General features: G+C 66.9%; 23 protein-coding genes and 1 tRNA gene. 16 read left to right on the forward strand and 8 right to left on the reverse strand.

Features of this window, described 5'->3' with window-relative positions; genetic code table 11:
- Positions 1 to 380: 380 nt before the first annotated feature.
- Positions 381 to 1,172 carry a M90 family metallopeptidase gene (locus AC5P8Y_RS19085; RefSeq protein ID WP_174842114.1) on the reverse strand — a complete coding sequence of 264 codons (792 nt, stop codon included), beginning with the start codon at positions 1,170 to 1,172 and terminating at the stop codon, positions 381 to 383.
- Complete coding sequence (locus AC5P8Y_RS19090; RefSeq protein ID WP_005407696.1) at positions 1,139 to 1,417, reverse strand: hypothetical protein; 279 nt, start codon at positions 1,415 to 1,417, stop codon at positions 1,139 to 1,141. Before AC5P8Y_RS19090 ends, AC5P8Y_RS19085 begins: the two co-directional genes overlap by 34 nt.
- A gap of 144 nt (positions 1,418 to 1,561) precedes the next feature.
- On the opposite strand from AC5P8Y_RS19090, the gene birA reads away from it, so the two are divergent.
- The 6 genes from birA to AC5P8Y_RS19120 all read left to right on the forward strand — a co-directional run bounded on the left by birA (position 1,562) and on the right by AC5P8Y_RS19120 (position 5,099).
- Positions 1,562 to 2,530: a bifunctional biotin--[acetyl-CoA-carboxylase] ligase/biotin operon repressor BirA gene (birA, locus tag AC5P8Y_RS19095; protein WP_033833474.1), complete on the forward strand. Its 969-nt coding sequence runs from the start codon at positions 1,562 to 1,564 to the stop codon at positions 2,528 to 2,530.
- A complete protein-coding gene (locus tag AC5P8Y_RS19100; RefSeq protein ID WP_005407698.1) occupies positions 2,527 to 3,258 on the forward strand; it encodes a type III pantothenate kinase in 732 nt (243 codons plus the stop codon). The genes birA and AC5P8Y_RS19100 overlap by 4 nt, the downstream gene beginning before the upstream one ends.
- Positions 3,259 to 3,267: 9 nt before the next feature.
- Complete coding sequence (locus AC5P8Y_RS19105; RefSeq protein ID WP_049403479.1) at positions 3,268 to 4,128, forward strand: SPOR domain-containing protein; 861 nt, start codon at positions 3,268 to 3,270, stop codon at positions 4,126 to 4,128.
- A 40-nt stretch (positions 4,129 to 4,168) separates the two neighbouring features.
- A tRNA-Thr gene (locus AC5P8Y_RS19110) sits at positions 4,169 to 4,244 on the forward strand.
- Between the two features lie 206 nt (positions 4,245 to 4,450).
- Positions 4,451 to 4,738, forward strand: a complete 288-nt coding sequence (locus tag AC5P8Y_RS19115) for a type II toxin-antitoxin system RelE/ParE family toxin (RefSeq protein ID WP_033833615.1) — start codon at positions 4,451 to 4,453, stop codon at positions 4,736 to 4,738.
- A gap of 58 nt (positions 4,739 to 4,796) precedes the next feature.
- On the forward strand, positions 4,797 to 5,099 hold the full coding sequence (locus AC5P8Y_RS19120) for an addiction module antidote protein (protein WP_049433632.1): 303 nt from the start codon (positions 4,797 to 4,799) through the stop codon (positions 5,097 to 5,099).
- 453 nt (positions 5,100 to 5,552) lie between these two features.
- Here AC5P8Y_RS19120 and AC5P8Y_RS19125 read toward each other — a convergent pair whose 3' ends face one another.
- Positions 5,553 to 5,960, reverse strand: coding sequence for a hypothetical protein (locus AC5P8Y_RS19125; RefSeq protein WP_353949714.1), 408 nt, complete (start codon positions 5,958 to 5,960; stop codon positions 5,553 to 5,555).
- Between the two features lie 594 nt (positions 5,961 to 6,554).
- Here AC5P8Y_RS19125 and AC5P8Y_RS19130 point away from each other — a divergent pair.
- Positions 6,555 to 7,325 (forward strand): DUF3011 domain-containing protein, encoded by a 771-nt coding sequence (locus tag AC5P8Y_RS19130; protein WP_049433631.1) that lies wholly within the window; start codon positions 6,555 to 6,557, stop codon positions 7,323 to 7,325.
- A 24-nt stretch (positions 7,326 to 7,349) separates the two neighbouring features.
- On the opposite strand, the gene AC5P8Y_RS19135 is transcribed toward AC5P8Y_RS19130, so the two are convergent.
- Positions 7,350 to 7,709, reverse strand: coding sequence for a hypothetical protein (locus AC5P8Y_RS19135; protein ID WP_231522698.1), 360 nt, complete (start codon positions 7,707 to 7,709; stop codon positions 7,350 to 7,352).
- Positions 7,710 to 7,826: 117 nt separating this feature from the next.
- Here AC5P8Y_RS19135 and rocF point away from each other — a divergent pair, with 117 nt between their 5' ends.
- The 3 genes from rocF (at position 7,827) to AC5P8Y_RS19150 (ending at position 9,474) form a co-directional block, all read left to right on the forward strand.
- Complete coding sequence (gene rocF, locus AC5P8Y_RS19140) at positions 7,827 to 8,747, forward strand: arginase (RefSeq protein ID WP_033833619.1); 921 nt, start codon at positions 7,827 to 7,829, stop codon at positions 8,745 to 8,747.
- A 160-nt stretch (positions 8,748 to 8,907) separates the two neighbouring features.
- The gene (locus tag AC5P8Y_RS19145; RefSeq protein ID WP_005407710.1) at positions 8,908 to 9,045 is read left to right on the forward strand and encodes an entericidin A/B family lipoprotein; all 138 of its coding nucleotides are present in this window, start codon (positions 8,908 to 8,910) and stop codon (positions 9,043 to 9,045) included.
- Positions 9,046 to 9,252: 207 nt separating this feature from the next.
- Complete coding sequence (locus AC5P8Y_RS19150; protein WP_004153772.1) at positions 9,253 to 9,474, forward strand: CsbD family protein; 222 nt, start codon at positions 9,253 to 9,255, stop codon at positions 9,472 to 9,474.
- A 68-nt stretch (positions 9,475 to 9,542) separates the two neighbouring features.
- On the opposite strand, the gene AC5P8Y_RS19155 is transcribed toward AC5P8Y_RS19150, so the two are convergent.
- Positions 9,543 to 10,352 carry a hypothetical protein gene (locus AC5P8Y_RS19155; protein ID WP_033833620.1) on the reverse strand — a complete coding sequence of 270 codons (810 nt, stop codon included), beginning with the start codon at positions 10,350 to 10,352 and terminating at the stop codon, positions 9,543 to 9,545.
- Between the two features lie 108 nt (positions 10,353 to 10,460).
- Here AC5P8Y_RS19155 and AC5P8Y_RS19160 point away from each other — a divergent pair, with 108 nt between their 5' ends.
- The 4 genes from AC5P8Y_RS19160 (at position 10,461) to AC5P8Y_RS19175 (ending at position 15,156) form a co-directional block, all read left to right on the forward strand.
- A complete protein-coding gene (locus AC5P8Y_RS19160) occupies positions 10,461 to 11,753 on the forward strand; it encodes a tryptophan--tRNA ligase (protein ID WP_033833621.1) in 1,293 nt (430 codons plus the stop codon).
- A 166-nt stretch (positions 11,754 to 11,919) separates the two neighbouring features.
- The gene (locus AC5P8Y_RS19165) at positions 11,920 to 12,216 is read left to right on the forward strand and encodes a hypothetical protein (protein WP_024956159.1); all 297 of its coding nucleotides are present in this window, start codon (positions 11,920 to 11,922) and stop codon (positions 12,214 to 12,216) included.
- Positions 12,217 to 12,465: 249 nt separating this feature from the next.
- Positions 12,466 to 13,398, forward strand: a complete 933-nt coding sequence (locus tag AC5P8Y_RS19170; protein WP_033833622.1) for an MBL fold metallo-hydrolase — start codon at positions 12,466 to 12,468, stop codon at positions 13,396 to 13,398.
- Positions 13,399 to 13,503: 105 nt separating this feature from the next.
- Complete coding sequence (locus tag AC5P8Y_RS19175) at positions 13,504 to 15,156, forward strand: M28 family metallopeptidase (RefSeq protein WP_005407715.1); 1,653 nt, start codon at positions 13,504 to 13,506, stop codon at positions 15,154 to 15,156.
- Positions 15,157 to 15,325: 169 nt separating this feature from the next.
- On the opposite strand, the gene AC5P8Y_RS19180 is transcribed toward AC5P8Y_RS19175, so the two are convergent.
- Positions 15,326 to 15,625 carry a hypothetical protein gene (locus tag AC5P8Y_RS19180; protein WP_033833623.1) on the reverse strand — a complete coding sequence of 100 codons (300 nt, stop codon included), beginning with the start codon at positions 15,623 to 15,625 and terminating at the stop codon, positions 15,326 to 15,328.
- Positions 15,626 to 15,692: 67 nt separating this feature from the next.
- A complete protein-coding gene (locus AC5P8Y_RS19185) occupies positions 15,693 to 17,027 on the reverse strand; it encodes an MFS transporter (RefSeq protein ID WP_033833624.1) in 1,335 nt (444 codons plus the stop codon).
- 223 nt (positions 17,028 to 17,250) lie between these two features.
- Between AC5P8Y_RS19185 and yedA the strand changes: the two genes are divergently transcribed.
- Positions 17,251 to 18,156: a drug/metabolite exporter YedA gene (gene yedA / locus AC5P8Y_RS19190; RefSeq protein WP_043035189.1), complete on the forward strand. Its 906-nt coding sequence runs from the start codon at positions 17,251 to 17,253 to the stop codon at positions 18,154 to 18,156.
- Positions 18,153 to 19,049 (forward strand): EamA family transporter RarD, encoded by an 897-nt coding sequence (rarD, locus tag AC5P8Y_RS19195; protein ID WP_495202130.1) that lies wholly within the window; start codon positions 18,153 to 18,155, stop codon positions 19,047 to 19,049. Before yedA ends, rarD begins: the two co-directional genes overlap by 4 nt.
- Before the next feature lie 207 nt (positions 19,050 to 19,256).
- Here the strand turns inward: rarD and AC5P8Y_RS19200 are convergent, their stop codons facing one another.
- Positions 19,257 to 22,115: a TonB-dependent receptor plug domain-containing protein gene (locus tag AC5P8Y_RS19200; RefSeq protein ID WP_033833627.1), complete on the reverse strand. Its 2,859-nt coding sequence runs from the start codon at positions 22,113 to 22,115 to the stop codon at positions 19,257 to 19,259.
- Between the last annotated feature and the right edge of the window lie 21 nt (positions 22,116 to 22,136).

Below are 22,136 nucleotides of genomic sequence, written 5' to 3' on the forward strand. Positions count from 1 at the left end.
TCGGTGGCATTGCCAGGTTGCCGGCCAGCGGCCGGCACTACCGTGTTTCGATCTTCGGCGGCGCGCCGTAGAACCGCCGCAGCCGCGCGTTCCCGTCCGCCGGGCATCGCCTGACGCAACAGCGCGTGGTATTCCGGTAGTGCCGGCCGCTGGCCGGCACCCTCATGATCTTCGGTGGCATTGCCAGGTCGCCGGCCAGCGGCCGGCACTACCGTGTTTCGATCTTCGGCGGCTCGCCGTAGAACCGCCGCAGCCGCGCGTTCCCGTCCGCCGGGCATCGCCTGACGTAATAACGCGTGCGTAATCCGGTAGTGCCGGCCGCTGGCCGGCACCCTCATGATCTTCGGTGGCATTGCCAGGTTGCCGGCCAGCGGCCGGCACTACCGTGTTTTGATCCTTGGCGGCTCGCCATAGAACCGCTGCAGCTGCGCGGCGACCTCCGGCAACGCCTGCTGCAGCAGATCCGGTGCCGAGAAGTGATACTCGCTGGCCACCGCGAAGAACTCTTCCGGCGCCTCGGCCGCGTACGGGTCGATCAACGTCTCCTCGCCGGCATCCACCTGCGCGCAGAAGGCGTCGTAGGAACGCTGGAAGGTGGCTGCCCACTCGCGCTGCCACTCGCGCGGCAGTGGCGGCGTGCCGTCCATCGCGCCATCCAGCGCATCCAGCTTGTGCACCATCTCGTGCACCGCCACGCAGTAGCCCTCGTGCGGCGTCGCCAGGTCGGCCTGCACATCGGCCCACGACAGGATCAACGGACCGCTGTCCCACGACTCGCCAATCAGTTCGTCATCCCACTCATGCAGTACGCCGGCCGCATCCATGTGGCTGCGATGTACGCGGAATGCATCGGGGTAGACGATCAGCTGCGACCAGCCTTCCAGACCCACCTCGCCGAACTCCAGCAGCGGCAGGCAGCACAGTGCCGCCAGCAGCACGCCATCGCCGGCCTCCAGCTGCAGCTCGCCGATCGGGGTAATGGTCTTCTCGTGCAGGAAGCGCGTGGCCAGCAGGCGCAATCGCGCGCGGCGATCGTCGTCCAGACCGTGCATCCAAGCCGCACGGCGGCAGGCCTCATCCCACAGTACATCGTCGATCGGCCGCGGCGCAGGCCGCAGCCACTGCAGCAACGACTTGATCAGCGGAACATTCCCGGCAGGTAGCTGTGCCACTTCGGTGCGCGGATGCGCTGCAGCACGTCGTCATCGCTGCCACCGCCGCCCGTGCTGGTGCTGGCTGCCGGGCGGACCGGTGCCGGCTTGGTGGTGGCGGCCGAAGCGGTCGCGGTCGGTGCACGCTGCGAAGCGGCATCGCCGTTGGAGGACACGCAGGCGCCGCGGCTGTCGTCCAGCGCTGCCGTCGCAGACGCCGCGAAGGGCATCGTCAGCAGGATCAGGCAATGGGCATAACGGCGCATTGACGACATCCACGTTAAGGGAAGGTGAGTTCCCGATTCTAGCCCGAACCCGGCGCCCCGTTGGAAGCCCCCGCGGAACCCAGCGTGGCGGGCGCCGCTGGCGGCTTTCCCGCATAATTCCTTCCTGACTTCGTGGAAGCTGCCGTGGACGACCGCCAATTGCTGGCCAAACTCGCTGCCGGTCGCCTCTCCGGCGACGCCCTGGCCCGTGAGCTGGGCCAGACCCGGGCGGCCATTTGGAAGCGTATTCAAGGACTTAGAGCCGCCGGTGTAGACATCGAGGGGCGTGCAGGTGAGGGCTATGGCCTGACCCGCCCGGTCGACCTGCTGGACCCGGCCGCGATCCGCGCCGGCCTGCCCGGCGACGCCCAGGCGCTGCTGCACGACCTCCAGGTGGCCTGGACGGTGGACTCGACCAATGCCGAATTGCTGCGGTGCAGCGCGCCCCAGCGCGGGGTCAGCGTGCTGCTGGCCGAACGCCAGACCGGTGGCCGCGGCCGTCGTGGCCGTACGTGGGCGTCGCCGCTGGCCGCGCATATCTACCTGTCGGTGCTGCGGCTGTTCTCCGGTGGCCTCGGTCGCCTGGCCGGGCTGAGCCTGGTGGCCGGCATCGCCGTGGCCGAAGCGCTGCACGACCTGGGCTACACCCAGGCGCAGCTGAAGTGGCCGAATGACCTGATCGTCGATGGCAAGCGCAAGCTGGTCGGCCTGCTCGCAGAAGGCGGTGGCGAATACGCCGGCCCGGCGCGCGCGGTGATCGGCATCGGCATCAACACGCACATGCCGCCGTCCTTCGCCGAGCAGATCACCCAGCCGTGGGTGGACCTGGACACGCTGGCCGGCAAGCCGGTGGACCGCAACGTGGTGGTTGCTGCCGTGCTGGCGCGCCTGCTGCCGGCACTGGAAGAATTCGATCGCGAAGGCCTCGCTCCCTTCCTGCCGCGCTACGCCGCGTTCGACATGCTGGCCGGTCGAGAAGTACGGGTGGAACTGGAAGGGCAGTGGCAGCATGGCACCGCGCTTGGCCTGGCCGATGACGGGGCACTGCGCGTGCGCATCGATGGCCGTGAGCGCCTGCTGCACGCCGGCGAAGTCAGCGTGAGGGCGGCATGAGCGATTGGTTGTTCGACCTCGGCAACTCGCGCTTCAAGTTCGCGCCGTTGCAGGGTGACCGTGCCGGTGACGTGCAGGCCTGGGCGCATGGCGCCGAAGGCATGGCCGGACAGCCGCCGCACAGCCTGCCCAGCGGTACCACCGCGTTCGTGGCCAGCGTGGCCGCACCGTCGCTGACCAGCGCCATGCTGGACCAGCTGCAACGTCGCTTCGAGCACGTGCACGTGGTGCGTACCAGCGCCGAATGCGCCGGTGTGCGCATTGCCTATGCCAAGCCCGAAAAATTCGGTGTGGACCGCTTCCTGGCCCTGCTGGCCGCGGCCAAGGCGCAGCGCCCGGTGCTGGTGGTCGGGGTGGGCACCGCACTGACGATTGATCTGCTTGACGCCGACGGCCAACACCACGGTGGCCGCATTTCCGCATCGCCCACCACCATGCGCGAAGCACTGCATGCCCGCGCGGTGCAGCTGCCGGCTACCGGCGGTGACTACAGCGAATTCGCCAACGACACCGCCGACGCGCTGGCCTCCGGCTGCGATGGTGCGGCCGTGGCACTGATCGAACGCAGCGCACAGCAGGCGCACACGCTGCTGGGCGTGGCACCGTCGCTGCTGGTGCACGGTGGCGGCGCACCGGCGCTGATGCCGTTGCTGCCCGGCGCGGATTACCATCCCTCGCTGGTGCTGGATGGCCTCGCCCGCTGGGCGGTGCACCAGCCCGCAGGCTAGTATCCGCGCATGCTGACCCGTGCCCTGATCGTCGTACTGGCCATCCTCAATCTTGGCGTCGCCTGCTGGTGGCTGCTGCGCGATGCGCCGCAGAAGCCTGCGCCGCCGCCGCAACCGGCCGGCGTGGCCGAGCTGCGCTGGGTGCCCGGTGGCGTGGATGCCGCTGCGGCCGCCGAAGCCACAGCCGCCGCGCCGACCGCGCCGTTGATGGAGCGCGAACCGGCGGACAATACGGCCGTGGCTGTAACGCCGGCGCCCGCCGCCCCGGCCAAGCCGGAGATTGCCAAGCCGCAGGCGGCTGAGGCTACGCCGGTTGCTGCCGCTGCCAAGCCGGCAACACCGCCTGCACCGACCCCGACCCCGGCGCCGGCGCCGGAAAAGCCCGTAACCCCGCCCGTGGCTGCCGAACCGCCGCGCTGCGTCGCGCTGGGCCCGTTCGCCGACCGCGCCACCGCGAGCAGCGCGCAGGGCAAGGCCGGCACGCTGCTCAGCCAGGTGCGCCTGCGCGAACAGCCCGCTGCCAGCGGCAGCGCCCGTTACCGGGTGATGCTGCCGGCCGCCGCCAACCGCGAAGAAGCCCAGGCCACCGTGAAACGCATCGTCGCCGCTGGCCTGAGCGACTACTACATCATCAGCCAAGGCGAGGAGGCCAACGCCGTGGCGCTGGGCCAGTACCGCAACCGCGAAGGCGCCGAGCGGCGCATGGCGGCGGTGCAGGCCGCCGGCTTCCAGCCGCGCCTTGTCGCCAGCGGCGACGCCGGCCAGTGGTGGCTGGAAGGGCAGCTGGCGGCAGGCACGCAGCCGGCCCAGGCCCAGCAGCGCAGCGGGGCGGCACAGAGCCGGTCGCTGGAATGCACGCGGTTGCGCTAGAATCCCCGGACCGCGGCGCTGCCGCCGGTGCATCCCCCATGCCGCTTTAGCTCAGTTGGTAGAGCAACTGTCTTGTAAACAGTAGGTCATCCGTTCGATTCGGATAAGCGGCACCACCACACTCCAGTTGTGCAGCTCGACACGGCGGCGCAGTAATCGGTCGAGCACTGCTCCCTGCTGCGTCTCTCCCCTTCTTTTCCTGCCTTGCTGTTATCTCATCTTGCACCTGACGAGGCGCGTCCCACCTGTCTGTGCGCGTCCTTCGTGGTTGATACGCGTTTCTCGTAGTTGAAAATGTGTAGTCAGTAGGCTACATTTTTCCATGAAGATCCAGCGTACCCGTCAGTTCGCGACATGGATTGACGCTCTCAAGGACGTAACTGCGCGCGCTCGCATCCTGGCCCGCATCGGTCGGCTCACCGAAGGCCATCCGGGCGATCACCGCTATCTGGGGGACGGTATTTCCGAACTGCGTGTCGATGCAGGGCCGGGCTACTGCCTGTACTACACCCAGCGCGGCAGGCAGTTGCTGATTCTTTTGGTCGGAGGTGACAAAAGCTCACAGCAACGCGATATCGAAAAGGCCAGGGAGATTGCACGTGCCCTGTGAGCGTCGAACCGGCTGTAGTCGAAACGAATCAATACCCAAGTACTGGAGCTGTTCCATCATGGCCACCAAGAAAAAAGTCGAACTCAAAGCATTTGATGTGGCCGAACACCTTCGGACACCCGAAGAAATGGCCGCCTATCTCGACGCCTGCATCGAGGAAAGCGACGGCGATTCCGCATTCATCGCTAAGGCGCTTGGCGACATCGCGCGCGCTCAGGGTATGAGCAAGGTTGCGCGCGCGGCGGGCCTGTCGCGCGAGAGCCTTTACCGCGCACTGTCCGGCGAACGCAGCCCCGATTTCGCCACCATCCTGAAGGTGACCCGTGCCTTGGGTGTGCGCCTGCATGCCAGTGCCGTGTGAGGCGTCAAGGCACTGCGCTCCACTTCCGCCGCTCCAAGAAGTCCGGTGCGATCAGTCTTAATCAAACCGAATGATGCGGATCAACCCTCTTGTTGACGATCCGTCTCCGAAGGCGGCCACCGTGCCACAGGGGAATACCTCTTTCGCACCGTCATGGTTGACGAATGAGATCGTGCAATTCGTCCGCGTTCCAGGACGGATCCGGGTGATGGCTCTGTCATTCAAGACGAAGCTGTACCACATGAGTTCAGGACTCATGGAAGGCGCCATGGGGCGTGCGGTGGACGCGATCATCTCGGCAACAGCGCCGCCACGCGAATCCTCTTCGTCCAGCCGCAGCTCAACGAGGACAGGTTTGGGTAGGGTGTGCTCATTCCAGCAGCGGGTCTGCCTGAATCGTTAGCTGGGTTGCGGCGTGTTGAACCTATGCGTTGGGGATCTCAACGTTCCGCATTATTGAGTCCCACCCATCTGCAACGCCACATACTCCGCCAGCCCCCGGCAGGCCAGCATCAGACCCTCGCGCGTGCCATCGCCGATGTCGTCCTTCTCTTCCCCATCCACGCGCACGCGCTCTGCGGCGTGGTACAGCTCCAGCAGCGATACCAGGCCCACTGCGGCGCGGTCCCTGCGTGCGGCAGCCACGGCGTCGCCAGGTGTGCCTGCCGGTCCCTGCCACGGCTGTCCATCGGCGGCGTCACCGGCCTGGATGCGTTGCAGGCAGCCGGGCAGGTTGATGGGCGCGGGCGCCTCGTTGGCGGCAGCGAAAGCGGCTTCCAACGGCTGCGCCAGTTCGGGCGGCAGGCGCAGCGCAGCCTCGCCCAGGGTGGCGGTCAGGTACGGGTGATGGGTCTTGGGCATGCGGGCGTCCTCGTCGGAAACAGAGGTGCCACCCGAAGAGGGTGGCGGGCGATGCGTGGCTTCCAAGACCGGGTCAACGAATCGGCGGGCACGAGGCCCCCACGCACCGCCCGCCGTCGATCGGCTAACGGATTGCCAGCCGGCGCCGCCCCTGAAAGGACGACGCCGGCTGGCAAGCGTATACATCGTTGACAACGCGGGCTTGGAAGTCCCGACCACCTTTGCAGGTGGCGATTCATCATGCGCACGCGAAATCCCCGCCTGCCAGTCGTTTGTTTCGATGGCATCGGGTGATCTGAAAGGAAAAATGAATTATCGCGTTTGGCCCGTTTCGAGCATCGCAATGCCAGAAGCGACATATCGCGCAGCGCCCTAATCATCGGCCATCCGGGCCGCTCCACTGTTGCCGCACGGCTTACAGTAGCGTGCGACGTAAAGCTGGCTTAACAGCCTCGGCAAGGCACCAAGGCAACGATACCAGACCCAAAAGTGCCAACGCGCGCCCCGGATCTTGATATTCCTCACGGACAGCCCGCAGCGCCCCACCGCATACTGCCGCTACACGCCCGCCCTTGGCCCCTTCGGGATAAGCACATGCGTCGCCATGCCCTGTCGCTCATCGTCGCACTGTTGTCCACCGCCTTCGTGGCCCCGGCCATGGCTGCTGTGCCGTTCTTCAACGCCAGCTGCCCGGGCGGCATCGATGTTCACGCCGACGATGGTGGACCCGTCTACGTGCAGGGCCGCGAGGCCACGCTGAAACGTTTCAACGACCGCTATTTCGAAGCACGCGATGCCAACAGTGGCATCACGCTGTCGATCAGCCGCAACGATGACGGCGCGCCGCAGGTCAGCTACACCGGCCGTGGCGGCGCCAATGGCATCTGCCAGGTCAGCGCCAGGGGCACGTCCGCGCTTACCGCAAACAGCGCACGCGCTCGCGACGCTGCCTCCGGAGATGCCGCACTACCGCGCGAAGTCACCTGCGAATCCACCGGCCAGCAGCAGGTCTCTTGCGATCTGAACACCCGTGGCAACGTGGAAATCGTGCGCCAGCTCAGCCGTACCCGCTGCGAGGAGGGCAAGAACTGGGGCCTGTCGCGGCACTCGGTATGGGTCAATGGCGGCTGCCGCGCGGTGTTCCGCAATGTGTCCTCGGTGACTACCCCCGCGCCGGCAGGCGATACCGCGTTGGGCGCCTGCAACATGCGCAAGGGCGCGCAGGGCGCGCTGGTGACCCAGATGCCGGTGGGCAGCGATTACCAGGAACTGATCATCGATTATCCCGATGGCCGCTTCCTGTGCATGATGCGCAACAACGGCCAGGTGCAGAGCGTGACGCCGGTGCGCCGCAGCGGACGCTGAGCGCGCAGCGGGTTGGGGCAGGCTTCAGCCGCAGGACCTATACAGCAACACCCACGCCAGGATCAGGGTGAACATACCAACGAAGGTCAGGCCGAACCATAGCGCCGCCAGCTTCACGTTGCCAATCAATGCCGTCGCCACACGGGGCAGCTCGCTTTTCAGAATCGGGTGTTCGGCGTGTGCTTTGCGCAGACGCTGCCAACCCAACCCGAGGAATACCAGGGTCGAGAACGGCACCAGCAGCAGCGTCGCCTGCATCAACCAGCCGTTCTGCGACGCATCGATCGAGCTGCTGAAAAAACCGCAAGAGCGGCGATGGGTAGCGCCCCGATGAAAAAGCGCGGCCAGGCCGTATTGATGAAGGGCGACATCGCAATCTTCCATGAAGCGGGGGCAGGTCCGCGCGGCATCATGCCATGTGATTGCCCTGCTGCACCGCCGCGAGTGGTGTCACACAGCTCTGGCTAGACTGTGCTTCTTTTTCCCCCGCAGGAGGCACCCATGGCCCATCCCATTTCCGTATCGTTGATTGGCGTTCCCACCGACGTGGGTGCCGGCCATCGCGGTGCACGGCTTGGCCCGGAAGCGCTGCGCGTGGCCGGCCTGCCGGAGGCGCTGGAAGCGCGCGGCGTGGACGTGCGCGACGTGGGCAACCTGGATGGCCCGCGCAACCCGTGGACTGCGCCGGTGGAAGGCTACCGCCACCTGGACGAAGTGGTGGCGTGGAACCATGCACTGATGGAAGCCAGCTATGCCGAACTTCAGGCCGGGCGCATGCCGATCATGCTCGGCGGCGACCATTGCCTGGGCATCGGTTCGATCACCGCCGTCGCGCGCTGGTGCCGCGAGCAGGGCAAGACCCTGCGCGTGCTGTGGCTGGATGCGCATTCGGACTTCAACACCAGCGATGTCACTCCGTCGGGCAACATCCACGGCATGCCGGTGGCCTGCCTGTGCGGCCTGGGCCCGGATGCACTGACCCAGCTCGGTGGTACCGCACCGGCGATCACCCCGGCGCAGATGCACCAGATCGGCATCCGTTCGGTGGACCCGGAAGAGAAGCGCCTGATCAAGACCCACAAGGTGGATGTCTATGACATGCGCTACATCGACGAGAACGGCATGAAGCGCGCGGTTGAAGCAGCACTGGCGGGCATCGACGAGAACACCCACCTGCATGTCAGCTTCGATGTGGATTTCCTCGACCCGAGCATCGCACCGGGCGTCGGCACCACCGTGCCGGGCGGGGTGAACTACCGCGAGGCGCAGCTGGTGATGGAGATGATTGCCGACACCGGGCGCATGGGTTCGCTGGACATCGTCGAGCTCAACCCCTTGCTGGACAAGCAGAATGCCACCGCCGAACTGGCCGTGGACCTGGTCGAAAGCCTGTTCGGCAAGTCCACCCTGATGCGCGACTGAGCTCTCCGCCTGAACGGATCGATGATCCGTTCACACGCGCTCCACGCCCCTGCCGCCAGATTGCACATCACGCGGCGGCAGTGGCATTGGCTCCTTCCGCCGAGCGACCGAACCCCATCCGCGAATGAAGCGGTATAGCGGCGAACCCAAGGAGAAGCCCATGAAGCGCGTAGTTGCCCTGATGCTGTTGTCGATGTTCTCGGTGGCCCTGCTGGCCGGTTGCAACACCGTTGCCGGTGCCGGCAAGGACGTGCAGAAGGCTGGCGAAAAGGTTGAGGATGCCGCCAAGGGCCGTTGAGCCTGAAGTGGAACGGAAAGCAAAAAGGCCGGGGGGACCCCCCCGGCCTTTTTTCTTGCGCGTTTTTCTGCAGCGTACGTGTCGAAGCGTAGTGAACCATTCAAGCAGGTGAGCAGTGCTTTCATGGTCGGTTGACCGGCACTCAACAGCCGCTGCGCGAAGCTGTAGCCACGGTAAGAACGCCGTTGCAACCAAGGACTCCCAGCAATGAACAAAGACATCATTTCCGGCAAGTGGTCGCAGCTGAAGGGCAAGGCCCAGGCCAAGTGGGGCGATCTGACCAACGACGACTTCGATGTGGCTGAAGGCAATGCCGAGTATCTGGCCGGCCGCCTGCAGGAACGTTATGGCTGGGCCAAGGATCGCGCTGAGAAGGAAGTCCGTGAGTTCCAGGATGCCGTGAGCAAGGACTACCCGGACTACAAGTAAGCGCTACGGTTTTCCCCCCACGGCACAACGCCCGCACCGAGAGGTTGCGGGCGTCGTGCTGTCTGCGCTCAGCGCGCCGGGGGGTCCGGCACGTAGCGGTTCGGGAACGCTTGCGGTTCGCGCGGCAGGCGCGACGGCGGCGTATCGACCAGGATGCCGCGCGCGCGCAGATTGCGGGCGCTGTCGTAGCGCAGCTGCAGAACCTGTGCCGGGCTGCGGCTGGCGCGTTCGAAGTCGGTATCGCGTACCGACGACTGCTCGCGTGCGCCGTGGCCGGTGCCCAGCGCAGGGGTCTGTGACTTGCTGGCATAGCCCTCGATGCGGCTGTTGCTGGCGCTGGCATCGGCCGCCGCTTCGGCCGTCGGGGCCGGAGCCGGCAGTGGCAGGCTCCGGCGCAGGATCGGATCCGGACGCCAGCGGCGCGCTTCCTCGAACACCGCCACGCCGACCACGCCGATGTTGTCCGGGCGACCGGTGCGGCTGGCATAGCTGCCGCTGGGGCTGCTGAACACGAACTGCGCCACTTCATCCTGGCTCTTGCGCCAGCCGGTGATGTCGGCGCGCTGGCCGGGGTTGAGCACGTAGCCGGTCTGCGACGGATCGGCATCCTCGCCGGAGATGGCGTTGACGCCGTCCACCGACAGCACCACCAGCACCCGGCGCGGGCTGTCGTTGTACAGGCGCACGGCGTAGCGGTGGCCGCGCTCGCCGGCCACCCAGCGCTGGCCCTCGGCAGGGTAGCTGCGCAACTCGGTGCCGCGGTCGCGGTCGACCAGAGACATGCGCACGGGGCCGCCCTCGTAGGCCGGCGGCGGCATCGGGGCGGGGCGGAAGCCGGCCAGGGGCAGGATCAGCAGCAGGGGCAGCAGGCGTTTCATCGGGCGTCTCCAGCGGGGTTGCGTGAATGAACGCGCCGCAGGCCCTGACGGGGTTGGTGGCGTGCAAGGTAAACTGGCCCCGTTCATCGAAGGTTACCCCACGCAGTCATGACCACCCGAGTCCTTACCGGCATCACCCCCTCCGGCACGCCCCACCTGGGCAACTACGTTGGCGCCATCCGTCCGGCCATCGCGGCCAGCCGCGCGCCGGGGATCGAGAGCTTCTTCTTCCTGGCCGACCTGCACAGCCTGATCAAGTCCCAGGACCCGCAGCGCACCCAGCGCGCGACCCTGGAGATCGCGGCCAGCTGGCTGGCCTGTGGCCTGGACCCGGAACACGTGTGGTTCTACCGCCAGAGCGACATCCGCGAGACCACCGAGCTGATGTGGTTCCTGACCGCCATCGCCAGCAAGGGCATCCTCAACCGCGCGCACGCCTACAAGGCGGCGGTGGACAAGAACCGCGAGGAAGGCGTGGACGAGGACGCAGGCGTCAGCGCCGGCCTGTTCATGTATCCGGTGCTGATGGCCGCCGATATCCTGATCTTCAAGGCCAACCAGGTACCGGTGGGCCGTGACCAGATCCAGCACATCGAGATGGCGCGCGACTTCGCCCAGCGCTTCAACCACGTGTATGGCAAGGAGTACTTCCCGCTGCCGGACGTGGTGATCGACGAGCAGGTGGCGACGCTGGCGGGCCTGGATGGCCGCAAGATGAGCAAGAGCTACCACAACACCATTCCGCTGTTCGTGCCGCGCGAGGAGCTGAAGAAGCTGGTGTTCTCGATCCTGACCGACTCGCGCGCACCTGGCGAGCCGAAGGACACCGAGGGCTCGGCGCTGTTCCAGATGTACCAGGCCTTCGCCACCCCGGAACAGACCGCCGAATTCGCCAGGGCGTTCGCCGCCGGCATCAGCTGGGGTGACGCCAAGCAGCAGCTGTTCGAGCGCATCGACAGCGAACTGTCGCCGCTGCGCGAGCGCTACAACGCGCTGATGGCCGAGCCGGAGAAGATCGAGGCGCTGCTCAAGCGCCGTGGCCAGCAGCTGCGCGAGCAGCTGGCGGCACCGCTGCTGGACGAACTGCGCCATGCGGTGGGCCTGCGTGACCTGTCCACCGCAGGCGATATCGCCAGCGAGGACGCCGGCGTGGCCCGCGTGGCACCGCCGCAGTTCAAGCAGTACCGCGACAAGGACGGCCGCTTCTACTTCAAGCTGACCGCCGGTGACGGCACGCTGCTGATCCAGAGCGAAGGCTTCGATTCGCCGCGCGATGCGGGGCAGTTGATTGCCGTGATCAAGCAGGCGGAGCAGGGTGACCAGCTGCAGAGCGAACTGTTCAAGCTGGACGCTGAAGTGGACGCCGTGCTGGCGGCCCTGGCCATGCTGCGCGAAGCGTAAGGGTAGTGCCGGCCGCTGGCCGGCAACTGCATAGGAAATGCCGGCCAGCGGCCGGCACTACCACGGCACTGCATAGGAAAACGCCGGCCAGCGGTCGGCCCTACCCGCGAACGAACGTCATGGCATGATGTCCGCGCGCCTCCGGCGCGATGACATGGAGTCTGCGATGGCCTGGTTGTCGCTGCTGCTGTTCCTGCCCTGGTTCCTGCTGCTGGGCAGCCTGTACTGGCTGTTCCCGCGCCAGCCGCGCACCCCGCGGCGGCGCCTGTTCGATGGCTCCACCCTGTTGCTGGCCTTCGCCCTGAGCATCGCCTCGATGCTGTGGGGGTATCGACTTGGCATGGCACAGCCCGGCGCCGGCCCGATCTGGCCGCAGGTACTGGCGGTGCTGTACGCCTACGGCGCATTCCTGGCGGTGCTGGTGCTGGCCCTGCTGCTGCGGCCGCGGTTCGCATTGCGCTGAACCTGGCCCTTGCGCACCCGATGGACCTGCGGTTGGTTGGCCTGCGCTTGCCCTTGCCTGCGCTTGCCCTTGCTAGAGTCGACTGTGAGTCGACTGCTCTTCTGGAAGCCCGCGCTGCGCGCGACAGTCGACTGACAGTCGACTCTACCCGCCCACAACCCGGCACTACCCGACCAAAGCCGCATCGAACCCGGGCCGCCCGCGCGCCTACCATGGGCGTCTGTTCCCGATCCTGCCAGGTGCGTGCCGATGATCGCCGACCCCAGCATCCACACCATCGATACCGGCTTCCAGCGTCCCGACTTCGACGCGGCCTATCTGATCGTTGAAAGCGACCGCGCCGCGTTCGTCGACTGTGGCACCGGCCTGTCGGTGCCGGCGATGCTGCAGGCGCTGGCCAACGCGGGTCTGGCCGTTGACGCGGTGGACTGGCTGCTGCTCACGCACGTGCACCTGGACCACGCCGGCGGCGCCGGCCTGCTGATGCAGCAGCTGCCCAACGCAAAGGCAGTGCTGCACCCGCGCGGTGCGCCGCACATGATCGACCCGACCCGGCTGATCGCCGGTGCCACGGCGGTGTACGGTGCCGAGGAAATCGCGCGCAGCTATGGTCGTATCGAGGCCATTCCCGAACATCGTGTGGTGGTGGCCGAGGACGGCCACCGTATCGACCTGGCCGGCCGCGAGCTGGTGCTGCTGCACACCCCGGGCCACGCACTGCACCATTACTGCGTGTGGGATGCGCGCAGCCGCAGCTGGTTCACCGGCGATACCTTCGGCATTTCCTACCGCGAGCTGGACAGCGCGCAGGGGGCCTTCATCTTCCCGACCTCGTCGCCGGTGCAGTTCGACCCGGAAGCGATGAAGGCCTCGATCCAGCGCATGCTGGGCTATGGCCCGCAGGCGATGTACCTGACCCACTACGGCCGCGTGGAGCAGGTGCAGAAACTGGCCAACGACCTGTTCGAACAGATCGATGCGATGGCCACCATCGGCCGCCAGTGCGATGGCCGGCCGGACCGCCACCGCTGCCTGCTGGCCGCGCTGCAGGCGCTGTACCTGGAACGTGCACAGCTGCATGGCTGTGCGCTGGACGATGCGGCGGTGATCGCTGTTCTGGCGATGGACATCGAACTCAACGCGCAGGGCCTGGCCTGCTGGCTGGACCGCATCAGCAGGTAGACCCACGCCATGCGTGGATGACGTGGGCCCAGGCTGCGCCGTGATGTCACGACCACGTTACACTCTGGTGATTTCCAAGCTAGCCGTGGTACTGCCGTGAATCCGATGCGCGTGTTGCTGCTGTCGTCCTGCCTGTTTGTCGGCGGCCTGGCCCATGCGGCCAACGACCTCCCGGGTGGCGGCATCGATCCGCAGGCTCTGTCGCGGCACGTGCGTGTGCTGGCATCGGATGAATTCGAGGGTCGCGCGCCGGCCACCGAGGGCGAAGAGCGCACGGTGCAGTACCTGATCGAGCAGTTCCGCAGCTACGGCCTGCAGCCGGGTGGCGTGGATGGCAGCTGGGTGCAGCCGGTGCCGCTGGTGCGCGCGCAGCTGGACGGGCCGGCCAAGGCCAGCCTGTCGCTGAAGCAGGGCAAGCGCGCGCTGGCCAACGGCGTGGACGTGACCCTGCAGAGCCTGCAGCCGCGAAAGCGCGTGCAGATCAAGGATGCGCCACTGGTGTTCGTCGGCTATGGCATCGACGCACCGGAACGCCACTGGAACGATTACAAGGACGTGGACCTGCACGGCAAGATCGCCGTGGTGCTGATCAACGACGCCGATTTCGAGGCCGATGCGCCGGGCGCGTTCGATGGCAAGGCGGTGACCTACTACGGCCGCTGGACCTACAAGTTCGAGGAAGCCGCGCGCCGTGGTGCCGAGGGTGTGCTGATCGTGCACGAGACCGCGCCGGCCGCCTATGGCTGGGCCACGGTGAAGAGCTCGGGCACCTCGCCGCTGTTCGACATCGAACGCGGCCAGGCCGAGGCGATGGCGCAGCACACGCCGCTGCGTGGCTGGATGCAGCGCGAACTTGCCGAGGCGATCTTCGCTGACGCCGGCTTGGACTTCGATGCCGAGAAGCGCAAGGCGATGCGTGCCGACTTCCGCCCGGTGGCACTGGACAACGCGAAGCTGAGCGTGGATTTCGCGCTCAAGCGCGAGCAGGTGGTGACCCGCAACGTGGTGGCCAAGCTGCCCGGTGGTGAACACGCCGACGAGGCGGTGATCTTCTCCGCGCACTGGGATGCCTTCGGAATCGGCCAGGCCGACGCCAAGGGCGACCGCATCCGCCGTGGTGCGATCGACAACGCCACCGGCGTGGCCACGGTGCTGGAACTGGGCCGCGTGTTCGCCGCCGGCCCGCAGCCGCAGCGCACGCTGTACTTCGTGGCCCTCACCGCCGAAGAGAAGGGCCTGCTGGGCGCCAGCTACTACGCCGCGCATCCGCTGGCGCCGCTGGACAAGACCGCTGCAGTGCTGAACATCGAGATGTTCAGCCCGGATGGCGCGACCCGCGACATCGCTTCGTGGGGCAAGGGCCGGGTGTCGCTGGAAGGCGACCTGGAACGCGTGGCCAAGGCCCGCGGTCGCAGCTACAGCCCGGACCCGAACCTGGAGGCCGGCTTCTTCTACCGCGCCGACCACTTCGCCTTTGCCCGCCTGGGCGTGCCGGCGATCACCATCGGCCCGGGCCTGGACAAGCTGGACGGCGGCGTTGAAGCCGGCCGCGCGCTGCGCGAGAAGTACTTCGCCGACTGCTACCACCAGGCCTGCGATGCCTGGACCCCGAGCTGGGATCCGAGCGGCCACGCGGCTGACACTCTGCTGGTCTACGACCTGGGTGCCGAGCTGGCCAACAGCCGCCGCTGGCCGACGTGGGAGAAGGAATCGGAGTTCCGCGGCGCGCGCGACAAGAGCGAAGCGGCCCGCCGCTGAGGCTCGGGACCGGCGAGGTGTCATGTCATTCCGCCGGGGGTAGAGTCGACAGCCAGTCGACTATCGCGCGCAGCGCGGGTTTTTCGGTGCCGACAGAGAGAGCAGTCGACCAACAGTCGACTCTACCGATTGCGGATTGCCGATTGCCATTGCTGGCCAGCGGCCGGCACTACCTGCGCCCGCGCAGCAGCGTCCATGCGCCCCAGCCGGCGGCAGCGAGCGCTGCCAGATAGCACGCCACCATCGTACGCAGGCCAACCGGCGACCCTGCATTGATGCCGCGATGCAGGCGCAGTTGCAGCGAGCTGTGGCCGCTGCCCAGGTCCACCGCCAGCTGCAGCGCCAGCGCGGCGCAGAACACCAGCAGGGCGACCCCGAACCCGGTGCGTGGCCACGCGGCCTGTGCGTTGGGGCGGCGCAGCAGCCAGGCCAGTACCGTAGCTGCGGCCAGCGCCGCCGCGATCCACATCAGTGGCGTGGCGGGAGACGCAGCGGCCACCGGCAGTGCACCGGTGGCCGCGATCAGGGCAACGCGCTTACTTGCGGGTGCCGTCGAGCCAGTTGGGGCCCTTGTTGGTGAGGAAGAACACATAGACCACCAACGATACCGCGATCGTTGCGGTCACGTAGATGGCGAACCAGTCGACGTGGCCTGTCTTCAGCGCGCCCTGGTACAGCAACGGGGCGGTGCCGCCGAACAGCGAGTTGGCCAGCGCGTAACCCAGGCCTACGCCCAGCGCACGCACGTGGGTGGGGAACAGCTCGGCCTTCACCACGGCATTGATCGAGGTGTAGCCGGTGAGGATGACGAAGGCCAGTGCCAGGGTCAGGAACGCCAGCGTGGCGTCGTGCTGGTGCGGCAGCTGGGTGATCAGGTACCAGCTGTACAGCACGCCGCCGACACCGAAGAACACCAGCAGGGTCTTGCGGCCGATGATGTCCGACAGCCAGCCGCCGATCGGCTGCAGCACCATCAGGAACGCCAGCACGCCCAGGTTGATCAGGGTGCCGGTCATCGGGTCGTTGCCCGCGAATGCGCTCTGGATCATTTTCGGGCCGTTCACCGAGTAGGTGTAGAAGGCCACGGTGCCACCGGCGGTGATCAGGAAGCACAGCAGCAGCGGCCGCCACTGGTGCACGAACAGCTCGTACATCGAGCCGGACTTCTGCGCCTTGCCCTCGCGCGCAGCTTCGATCGACGACTCCGACAGCGATTCGTCCATGCCGCGGCGCAGCCAGAACACCACCACCGCGGCGATGCCACCGATGCCGAAGGCGATGCGCCAGCCCCACTCGGAGATCTCCGGCTTGCCCCAGAAGGTCAGCATCAGCAGCAGGGTCAGCTGGGCCAGCACATGGCCGCCAACCAGGGTGACGTAGTGGAAGGAGGACAGGAAGCCGCGACGGCCGGGAATGGCGGCCTCGGACATGTAGGTGGCGCTGGCGCCGTACTCGCCGCCGGTGGCGAAGCCCTGCAGCAGGCGCGCGAACAGCAGGATGACTGCGGCCCAGATGCCGATGCTGGCGGCGGTGGGGGTGATGGCGATCAGGAACGAGCACAGCGCCATCAGCGTGACCGAGACAGTCAGCGCCAACCGACGGCCGTGGCGGTCGGCGAAGCGGCCGAAGAACCAGGCACCGATCGGGCGCATCAGGAACGTGGCGGCGAAGATCGCCCACACGTACATCGTGGAGTTCTTGTCGTCCGGCGAGAAGAACTGCGATTCGAAGTACACGGCGAACACCGAGTACACGTAGACGTCATACCACTCCACCAGGTTGCCGGCGGAGCCTTTGAGGGTGTTGGAGATCGACCTGCGCAGGGCGGCGCGGTCGTTCGCGGGTACGGCAGGTTGGGACGTGGTGCTCATCTGGGTGGGAATCCTCGATGCGGCGCGTCCGTGCGCAGGGAAAACGGCGCCCGGCCTTGGGGCGGCGCGGCCGGGCAGCCCTCTTGGTACTGCATCGGCCGTCAACACGGGGTAGCAGACCAGAGCAGGGTGCATGGATGGATGACAGCGTGCCACCGTCCGGGGTGCCGGACCATACTCAAAACGTCCTAGAATCCGCCTTCCCCCGGCTCCCTGGTGTGTCATGTCGGTTCCCCCCTCTTCGTCTGCGGCTGCCCCCCGGGGTGGCCTTGTCGCGCTGGCATTGCTGCTGGTCTACGTGGTCTGGGGCTCGACCTACCTGGGCATCGCCAAGGCCCTGCACGGCGGCGCGCTGCCGCTGACGATGGTTTCCGGCAGCCGGTTCATCATTGCCGGTGGCCTGATGTTCCTGGCCTTGCGCCTGTTCTGGAAGATGCCGAACCCGACCCTGCGGCAGTGGCGCAACCTGGTGGTGATGGGCGTGACCATGCTGGTGCTGGGCAACGGCATGGTGGTGCTGGCCGAGCGTGAGGTGTCCTCGGGCCTGGCCGCGACAGCGGTGGCCTCGGTGCCGCTGTGGATGGCGCTGTTCTCGGCGCTGCGCGGGCAGCATGCCAGCCGCGGTGAGTGGCTGGGCATCGCCATCGGCTTCCTCGGCGTAGTCTGGCTCAACGCCGGCAGCAGCCTGACGGCCTCGCCGACCGGGCTGGTGCTGCTGCTGATCGCGCCGATCGGCTGGGCCTTCGGTTCGGTGTGGGCGCGCGGCCTGGACCTGCCGGGCCCGTTCATGACCGCCGCCGGGCAGATGATCTGCGGTGGCGTGCTGCTGGTGCTGATCGGCCTGGCGGTCGGCGAGCGCCCGACCACGCTGCCCGATACCGGTGGCCTGCTGGCGATGGCCTACCTGTGCGTGTTCGGTTCCATCGTTGCCTTCACCGCCTACGTCTGGCTGCTGCAGAACGTGCGGCCGGCGCTGGCCGGCAGCTATGCGTACGTCAATCCGGTGATCGCGGTGCTGCTGGGCGCGCTGCTCAACGGCGAGCGCTTCGGCTGGCGCGACCTGCTGGCGATGGCGGTGATTCTCCTGGGTGTGGTGGTGCTGACAATGGCAAGGACGAGAAAGAAGTGAGCATGGACGAGAAAGAACAACGCCGGGGCCTGCTGGTCACCGCATCCACCTTCGTGATCTGGGGCCTGGTGCCGGTCTATTGGCACCTGCTCAACGAGGTACCCTCGTTCCAGATCATCGCCCACCGCATCATCTGGAGCACCGTGATGGTGCTGGGCTGGCTCTTGGTCAGCTCGCGCCTGGGCTGGTGGCAGAAGATCGCCGCGCAGCCGCGCGCGCTGCCGATCCTGCTGGTGTCGAGCCTGACCATCGCCTTCAACTGGGGCCTGTACATCTGGGCGGTCAACGCCGGCCATGTGATCGAGACCAGCCTGGGCTACTTCATCAACCCGCTGGTGAACGTGCTGCTGGGCGTGCTGGTGCTGAAGGAGCGGCTGCGCCGCCTGCAGTGGGTGGCGGTGGCGATGGCAGCGGTGGGCGTGGCCTGGCTGACCATCGACGCGGGTACGCCGCCGTGGATCGCGCTGGGCCTGGCCTGTTCGTTCGGCCTGTATGGCCTGCTGCGCAAGCTGGTCTCGGTCGATCCGGTGGCCGGCCTGGGCGTGGAGAGCATGTACCTGTTCCTGCCGGCGCTGGCCTTCGCGATCTGGGCGGAAAACGGCCATGGCGGCGCGTTCTTCCATGGCTGGGGCTGGCGCAATGACCTGCTGCTGGTCTTCGGTGGCGCAGTGACCGCAGTGCCGCTGATCGGTTTCGCCTACGGCGTGAAGCGCATCCCGCTGTCGCTGGTCGGCATCCTGCAGTACATCGCGCCGAGCCTGCAGCTGCTGCTGGGCGTGTTCTTCTTCCACGAAGCGTTCGATACTGCCAAGGCGATCGGCTTCGCCGCGATCTGGGCCGGCCTGATCCTGTTCGTCGGTGACAACATCCGCACGATGCGCGCCAAGCGCTAGCGCCGGCGGGGCTGCGGGGTCGGATCCCTCCGCAACGCGGAGGGCTCTGACCCTGTTCTATCCGTCGCGTGGGGTCAGAGCCCTTCGCAGGGTGAAGGGATCCGACCCGCTTCCACCCAAAAAAGAACGGCGCCCCGAAGGGCGCCGTTCTGCTTCCATCCACCGCCAGGAGAGAGAGATGGCGGTGGCGGGAACGCGGTTGCAGGCTTAGAAGCGCTGCTGGTACTTCATGTACATGAAACGACCGATGTCGAAGCCACCGTAGTAGGTGAAGCTGCTGTTCGGCTGGCTGTACATGATCGGACCCTGGTGGTCGAAGACGTTGTTCACGCCCAGCGACACGGTGCCGTCCCACGGCAGGCTGTAACGCACCTGCAGGTCGTGGAAGGTGTTGGAGCCCACCTTGCGGCTCGGCTGCGCATCGGTGTACGGCGAGACGAAGCCGGCCATGTTGCAGTCCGGGCCACCGGCCAGGTCATACGAGCAGGCTTCCTTCATGCCCGAGTAGTAGCGGGCGGTCCAGCCGATGCCCAGGTCGCCGTACTGCCAATCCAGGTTGAAGGTCGAACGCACGCGGAAGTTGCCCTGCCAGCCGGTCTTCTGCTCCACCGGCGTGGTGGCGGCGCTGTCGTTGCGCTGCGCCAGGTAGTCGGTGTAGGTGGTGTTCCAGGTGGCGGCAAAGCGGCCGAACGCGGTTTCCGGCAGGCGGTAACGCAGGCTGAAGTCGTACCCGGCGGTTTCGCGGTAGCCCGCATTGACCAGCGAGCGGTCCAGCGACGTCACCTGACCCAGCGTCTTGGCGCTGGTGGAGCGGGTGAAGCGGCCGCACGCCGAATCCACGCCCTGCACGTAGCACTGGTTGAGGATGTCGGTGGCCGACTCACCCACGATCGCGTTGTCGATGCGGATCTTCCACCAGTCCAGGCTGACGTCCAGGCCCGGCACGAACTCGGGGCTGTACACCAGGCCCACGGTCCAGGTCTTGGCGGTTTCCGGCTTCAGGTTCGCATTGGAACCGGAGTCGAAATCGGCGATGCCCTGCTGGCCCGGACGGTTGGCGACGTTGCCTTCCGACGCGGTCTGCTGGCGGAAGTCCGCCGGCACCTTCAGCGCCTGGCAGCGTGCGGCCACGGTCGCGCTGCTGGCAGCGATGCCGAACGAGGTATCGCACGGATCGGTGAACGAATCACGGCTCTTCACCGCACCGCCGTACAGGTCGTCCACGGTCGGCGCACGGAAGCCGGTGCCATAGGTCGCGCGTACCAGCAGGCTGTCGATCGGCTTCCACTTCAGGCCGAACTTGCTGTTGGTGGTCGAACCGAAGGTGTTGTAGTCGGTGTAGCGGCCGGCCAGGTCCAGCGACAGTTCACGCGCGAACGGCATGTCGGCCAGCAGCGGTACCTGCAGCTCCAGGTAGACCTCGTTGAGCGAGTAGTCGCCACGGGTCGGCTGGCCGGTGGTGCCGGCAATCTGGCCCTTCTGCACCATCAGGTCCGGGGTGTAGCTGGCTTCTTCGTTGCGGTGCTCGAAGCCCATCGCGGCCATCACGTCGCCGGCCGGCAGGGTGAACACCGAACCGGAGATGTTGGCGCTGGCGACCTTCGTGGTGCTCTTCATCTTGTCGACGAAGCGGGTGAACAGGTAGTCCTGCACGTCCTGGTTGCTCAGCGAGCCCGGGCCCGCATAGCCCATCGGCGCGGCCGGGTTCCACGGCACGCAGCCGGCGATCACTGCACCCGGGCTGCCGCAGCGTGCCACGGTGCCATCCATGAAGGATGGGCCGACCGCCAGGTCGACGTGCGGCTGGTACATGCTGCCGGTACCGATGCGCTCGCCTTCATTGCGGTTGTACATGTAGCTGACGTTCCAGTCCCAGTAACGCGAACCGGTTTCGAAGCTGCCTTCCAGGCCGATGCTGGCGCGCTTGGTGTCCAGGTTGTTCTCGGTCGCACGCGGCATTTCTTCGGTGCGGTGCGAGAACAGCACGTCCTGGCCCCAGTGGTTGAACGCACTGTCCTTGGACAGGGCAGCACGGGAACCGTTGCGCGCCTGTGCGGTGGACACCGAGTAGGGGTAGCCGGCCAGGTGCTTGGTCGACTCGCGCTTGCTGTACAGCGCGTCGGCCACGATGCGCAGGTCATCGGTGATCGAGAAGCCACCGTTGGCGAACACCGAAGTGCGCTCCAGGCCGCTCAGCAGGCTCATGTTGGTCTTGGTGTTGGCACCATCGGCCGGATTGGGCGTGTGGAAATTGCCCTTCTGGCTCGGGTCGCCGCCCGGGCCCACGGTCAGCGACTTGCCGTCGACAGTGACGCTGCCCCACTGCGTGGTCTGGTTCAGTGCCTTGACGTCGTCGGGATGGCGCGGGCCACCCGGGTAACGGCTGAACTCGCGCTCGCTGCCGAGGATCTCGTCTTCCTTGGTGCGCTCGGCGCCGACGCTGAACCAGCCGCGGTCGAAGGTCTTGCCGAAGGTGGCGCTGTAGGAGCGCTTCTGGCCGTCACCTTCACCGTACTGGCCGACGTAGACGCTGGCTTCGCCACCGTCGAAGTTCTTGCGGGTGATGATGTTGACCACACCGGCGATGGCGTCCGAGCCGTACAGCGCGGACGCGCCATCGGTGAGCACTTCCACGCGCTCGACAATCGCCGAGGGAATCGAAGCCAGGTCGGAGTAGCCACCGGCGCTGACGCCCATGCGGCGGCCGTCGATCAGCACCAGGCTGCGCTCCGGGCCGAGGTTGCGCAGGCTGACGTACGTGCCGCCGAAGTCGCGCGAAGAACTCAGCGACGACGAGCGGCTCAGGCTCGGTGCGCCGGCGGCGGTGACGTCCTGCAGGATGTCGGCGACGTTGATGTAACCCTTCTTCTCGATCTCGGCGCGGCTGAGCGCGACGACCGGCTGTGCGGTCTCGACACTGGCCTGGCGGATGCGCGAGCCGGTGATCTCGATGCGATCGAGGTTGGTCGGGGTATCGCCGGCGCTCTGTGCGAAGGCGGGGGTGGTGCAGCTGGCGGCCAGCGCGATGACGATCGCGTTGCGCAGCGGATTGGTTTTCAGGGACATCCGTGAAATCTCGTGTTTCAG

It is taken from the genome of Stenotrophomonas sp. YJH_SMC_12-1 (genome assembly GCF_059370935.1).

What these genes read in the sequence shown, in the direction of transcription:
- AC5P8Y_RS19090 (WP_005407696.1), bottom strand. Translation starts at nt 1,417, where the DNA reads ATGCGCCGTTATGCCCATTGCCTGATCCTGCTGACGATGCCCTTCGCG.
- AC5P8Y_RS19100 (WP_005407698.1), top strand. Translation starts at nt 2,527, where the DNA reads ATGAGCGATTGGTTGTTCGACCTCGGCAACTCGCGCTTCAAGTTCGCG.
- AC5P8Y_RS19105 (WP_049403479.1), top strand. Translation starts at nt 3,268, where the DNA reads ATGCTGACCCGTGCCCTGATCGTCGTACTGGCCATCCTCAATCTTGGC.
- AC5P8Y_RS19115 (WP_033833615.1), top strand. Translation starts at nt 4,451, where the DNA reads ATGAAGATCCAGCGTACCCGTCAGTTCGCGACATGGATTGACGCTCTC.
- AC5P8Y_RS19120 (WP_049433632.1), top strand. Translation starts at nt 4,797, where the DNA reads ATGGCCACCAAGAAAAAAGTCGAACTCAAAGCATTTGATGTGGCCGAA.
- AC5P8Y_RS19125 (WP_353949714.1), bottom strand. Translation starts at nt 5,960, where the DNA reads ATGCCCAAGACCCATCACCCGTACCTGACCGCCACCCTGGGCGAGGCT.
- AC5P8Y_RS19130 (WP_049433631.1), top strand. Translation starts at nt 6,555, where the DNA reads ATGCGTCGCCATGCCCTGTCGCTCATCGTCGCACTGTTGTCCACCGCC.
- AC5P8Y_RS19135 (WP_231522698.1), bottom strand. Translation starts at nt 7,709, where the DNA reads ATGGAAGATTGCGATGTCGCCCTTCATCAATACGGCCTGGCCGCGCTT.
- rocF (WP_033833619.1), top strand. Translation starts at nt 7,827, where the DNA reads ATGGCCCATCCCATTTCCGTATCGTTGATTGGCGTTCCCACCGACGTG.
- AC5P8Y_RS19145 (WP_005407710.1), top strand. Translation starts at nt 8,908, where the DNA reads ATGAAGCGCGTAGTTGCCCTGATGCTGTTGTCGATGTTCTCGGTGGCC.
- AC5P8Y_RS19150 (WP_004153772.1), top strand. Translation starts at nt 9,253, where the DNA reads ATGAACAAAGACATCATTTCCGGCAAGTGGTCGCAGCTGAAGGGCAAG.
- AC5P8Y_RS19155 (WP_033833620.1), bottom strand. Translation starts at nt 10,352, where the DNA reads ATGAAACGCCTGCTGCCCCTGCTGCTGATCCTGCCCCTGGCCGGCTTC.
- AC5P8Y_RS19160 (WP_033833621.1), top strand. Translation starts at nt 10,461, where the DNA reads ATGACCACCCGAGTCCTTACCGGCATCACCCCCTCCGGCACGCCCCAC.
- AC5P8Y_RS19165 (WP_024956159.1), top strand. Translation starts at nt 11,920, where the DNA reads ATGGCCTGGTTGTCGCTGCTGCTGTTCCTGCCCTGGTTCCTGCTGCTG.
- AC5P8Y_RS19170 (WP_033833622.1), top strand. Translation starts at nt 12,466, where the DNA reads ATGATCGCCGACCCCAGCATCCACACCATCGATACCGGCTTCCAGCGT.
- AC5P8Y_RS19175 (WP_005407715.1), top strand. Translation starts at nt 13,504, where the DNA reads ATGCGCGTGTTGCTGCTGTCGTCCTGCCTGTTTGTCGGCGGCCTGGCC.
- AC5P8Y_RS19180 (WP_033833623.1), bottom strand. Translation starts at nt 15,625, where the DNA reads ATGTGGATCGCGGCGGCGCTGGCCGCAGCTACGGTACTGGCCTGGCTG.
- AC5P8Y_RS19185 (WP_033833624.1), bottom strand. Translation starts at nt 17,027, where the DNA reads ATGAGCACCACGTCCCAACCTGCCGTACCCGCGAACGACCGCGCCGCC.
- yedA (WP_043035189.1), top strand. Translation starts at nt 17,251, where the DNA reads ATGTCGGTTCCCCCCTCTTCGTCTGCGGCTGCCCCCCGGGGTGGCCTT.
- AC5P8Y_RS19200 (WP_033833627.1), bottom strand. Translation starts at nt 22,115, where the DNA reads ATGTCCCTGAAAACCAATCCGCTGCGCAACGCGATCGTCATCGCGCTG.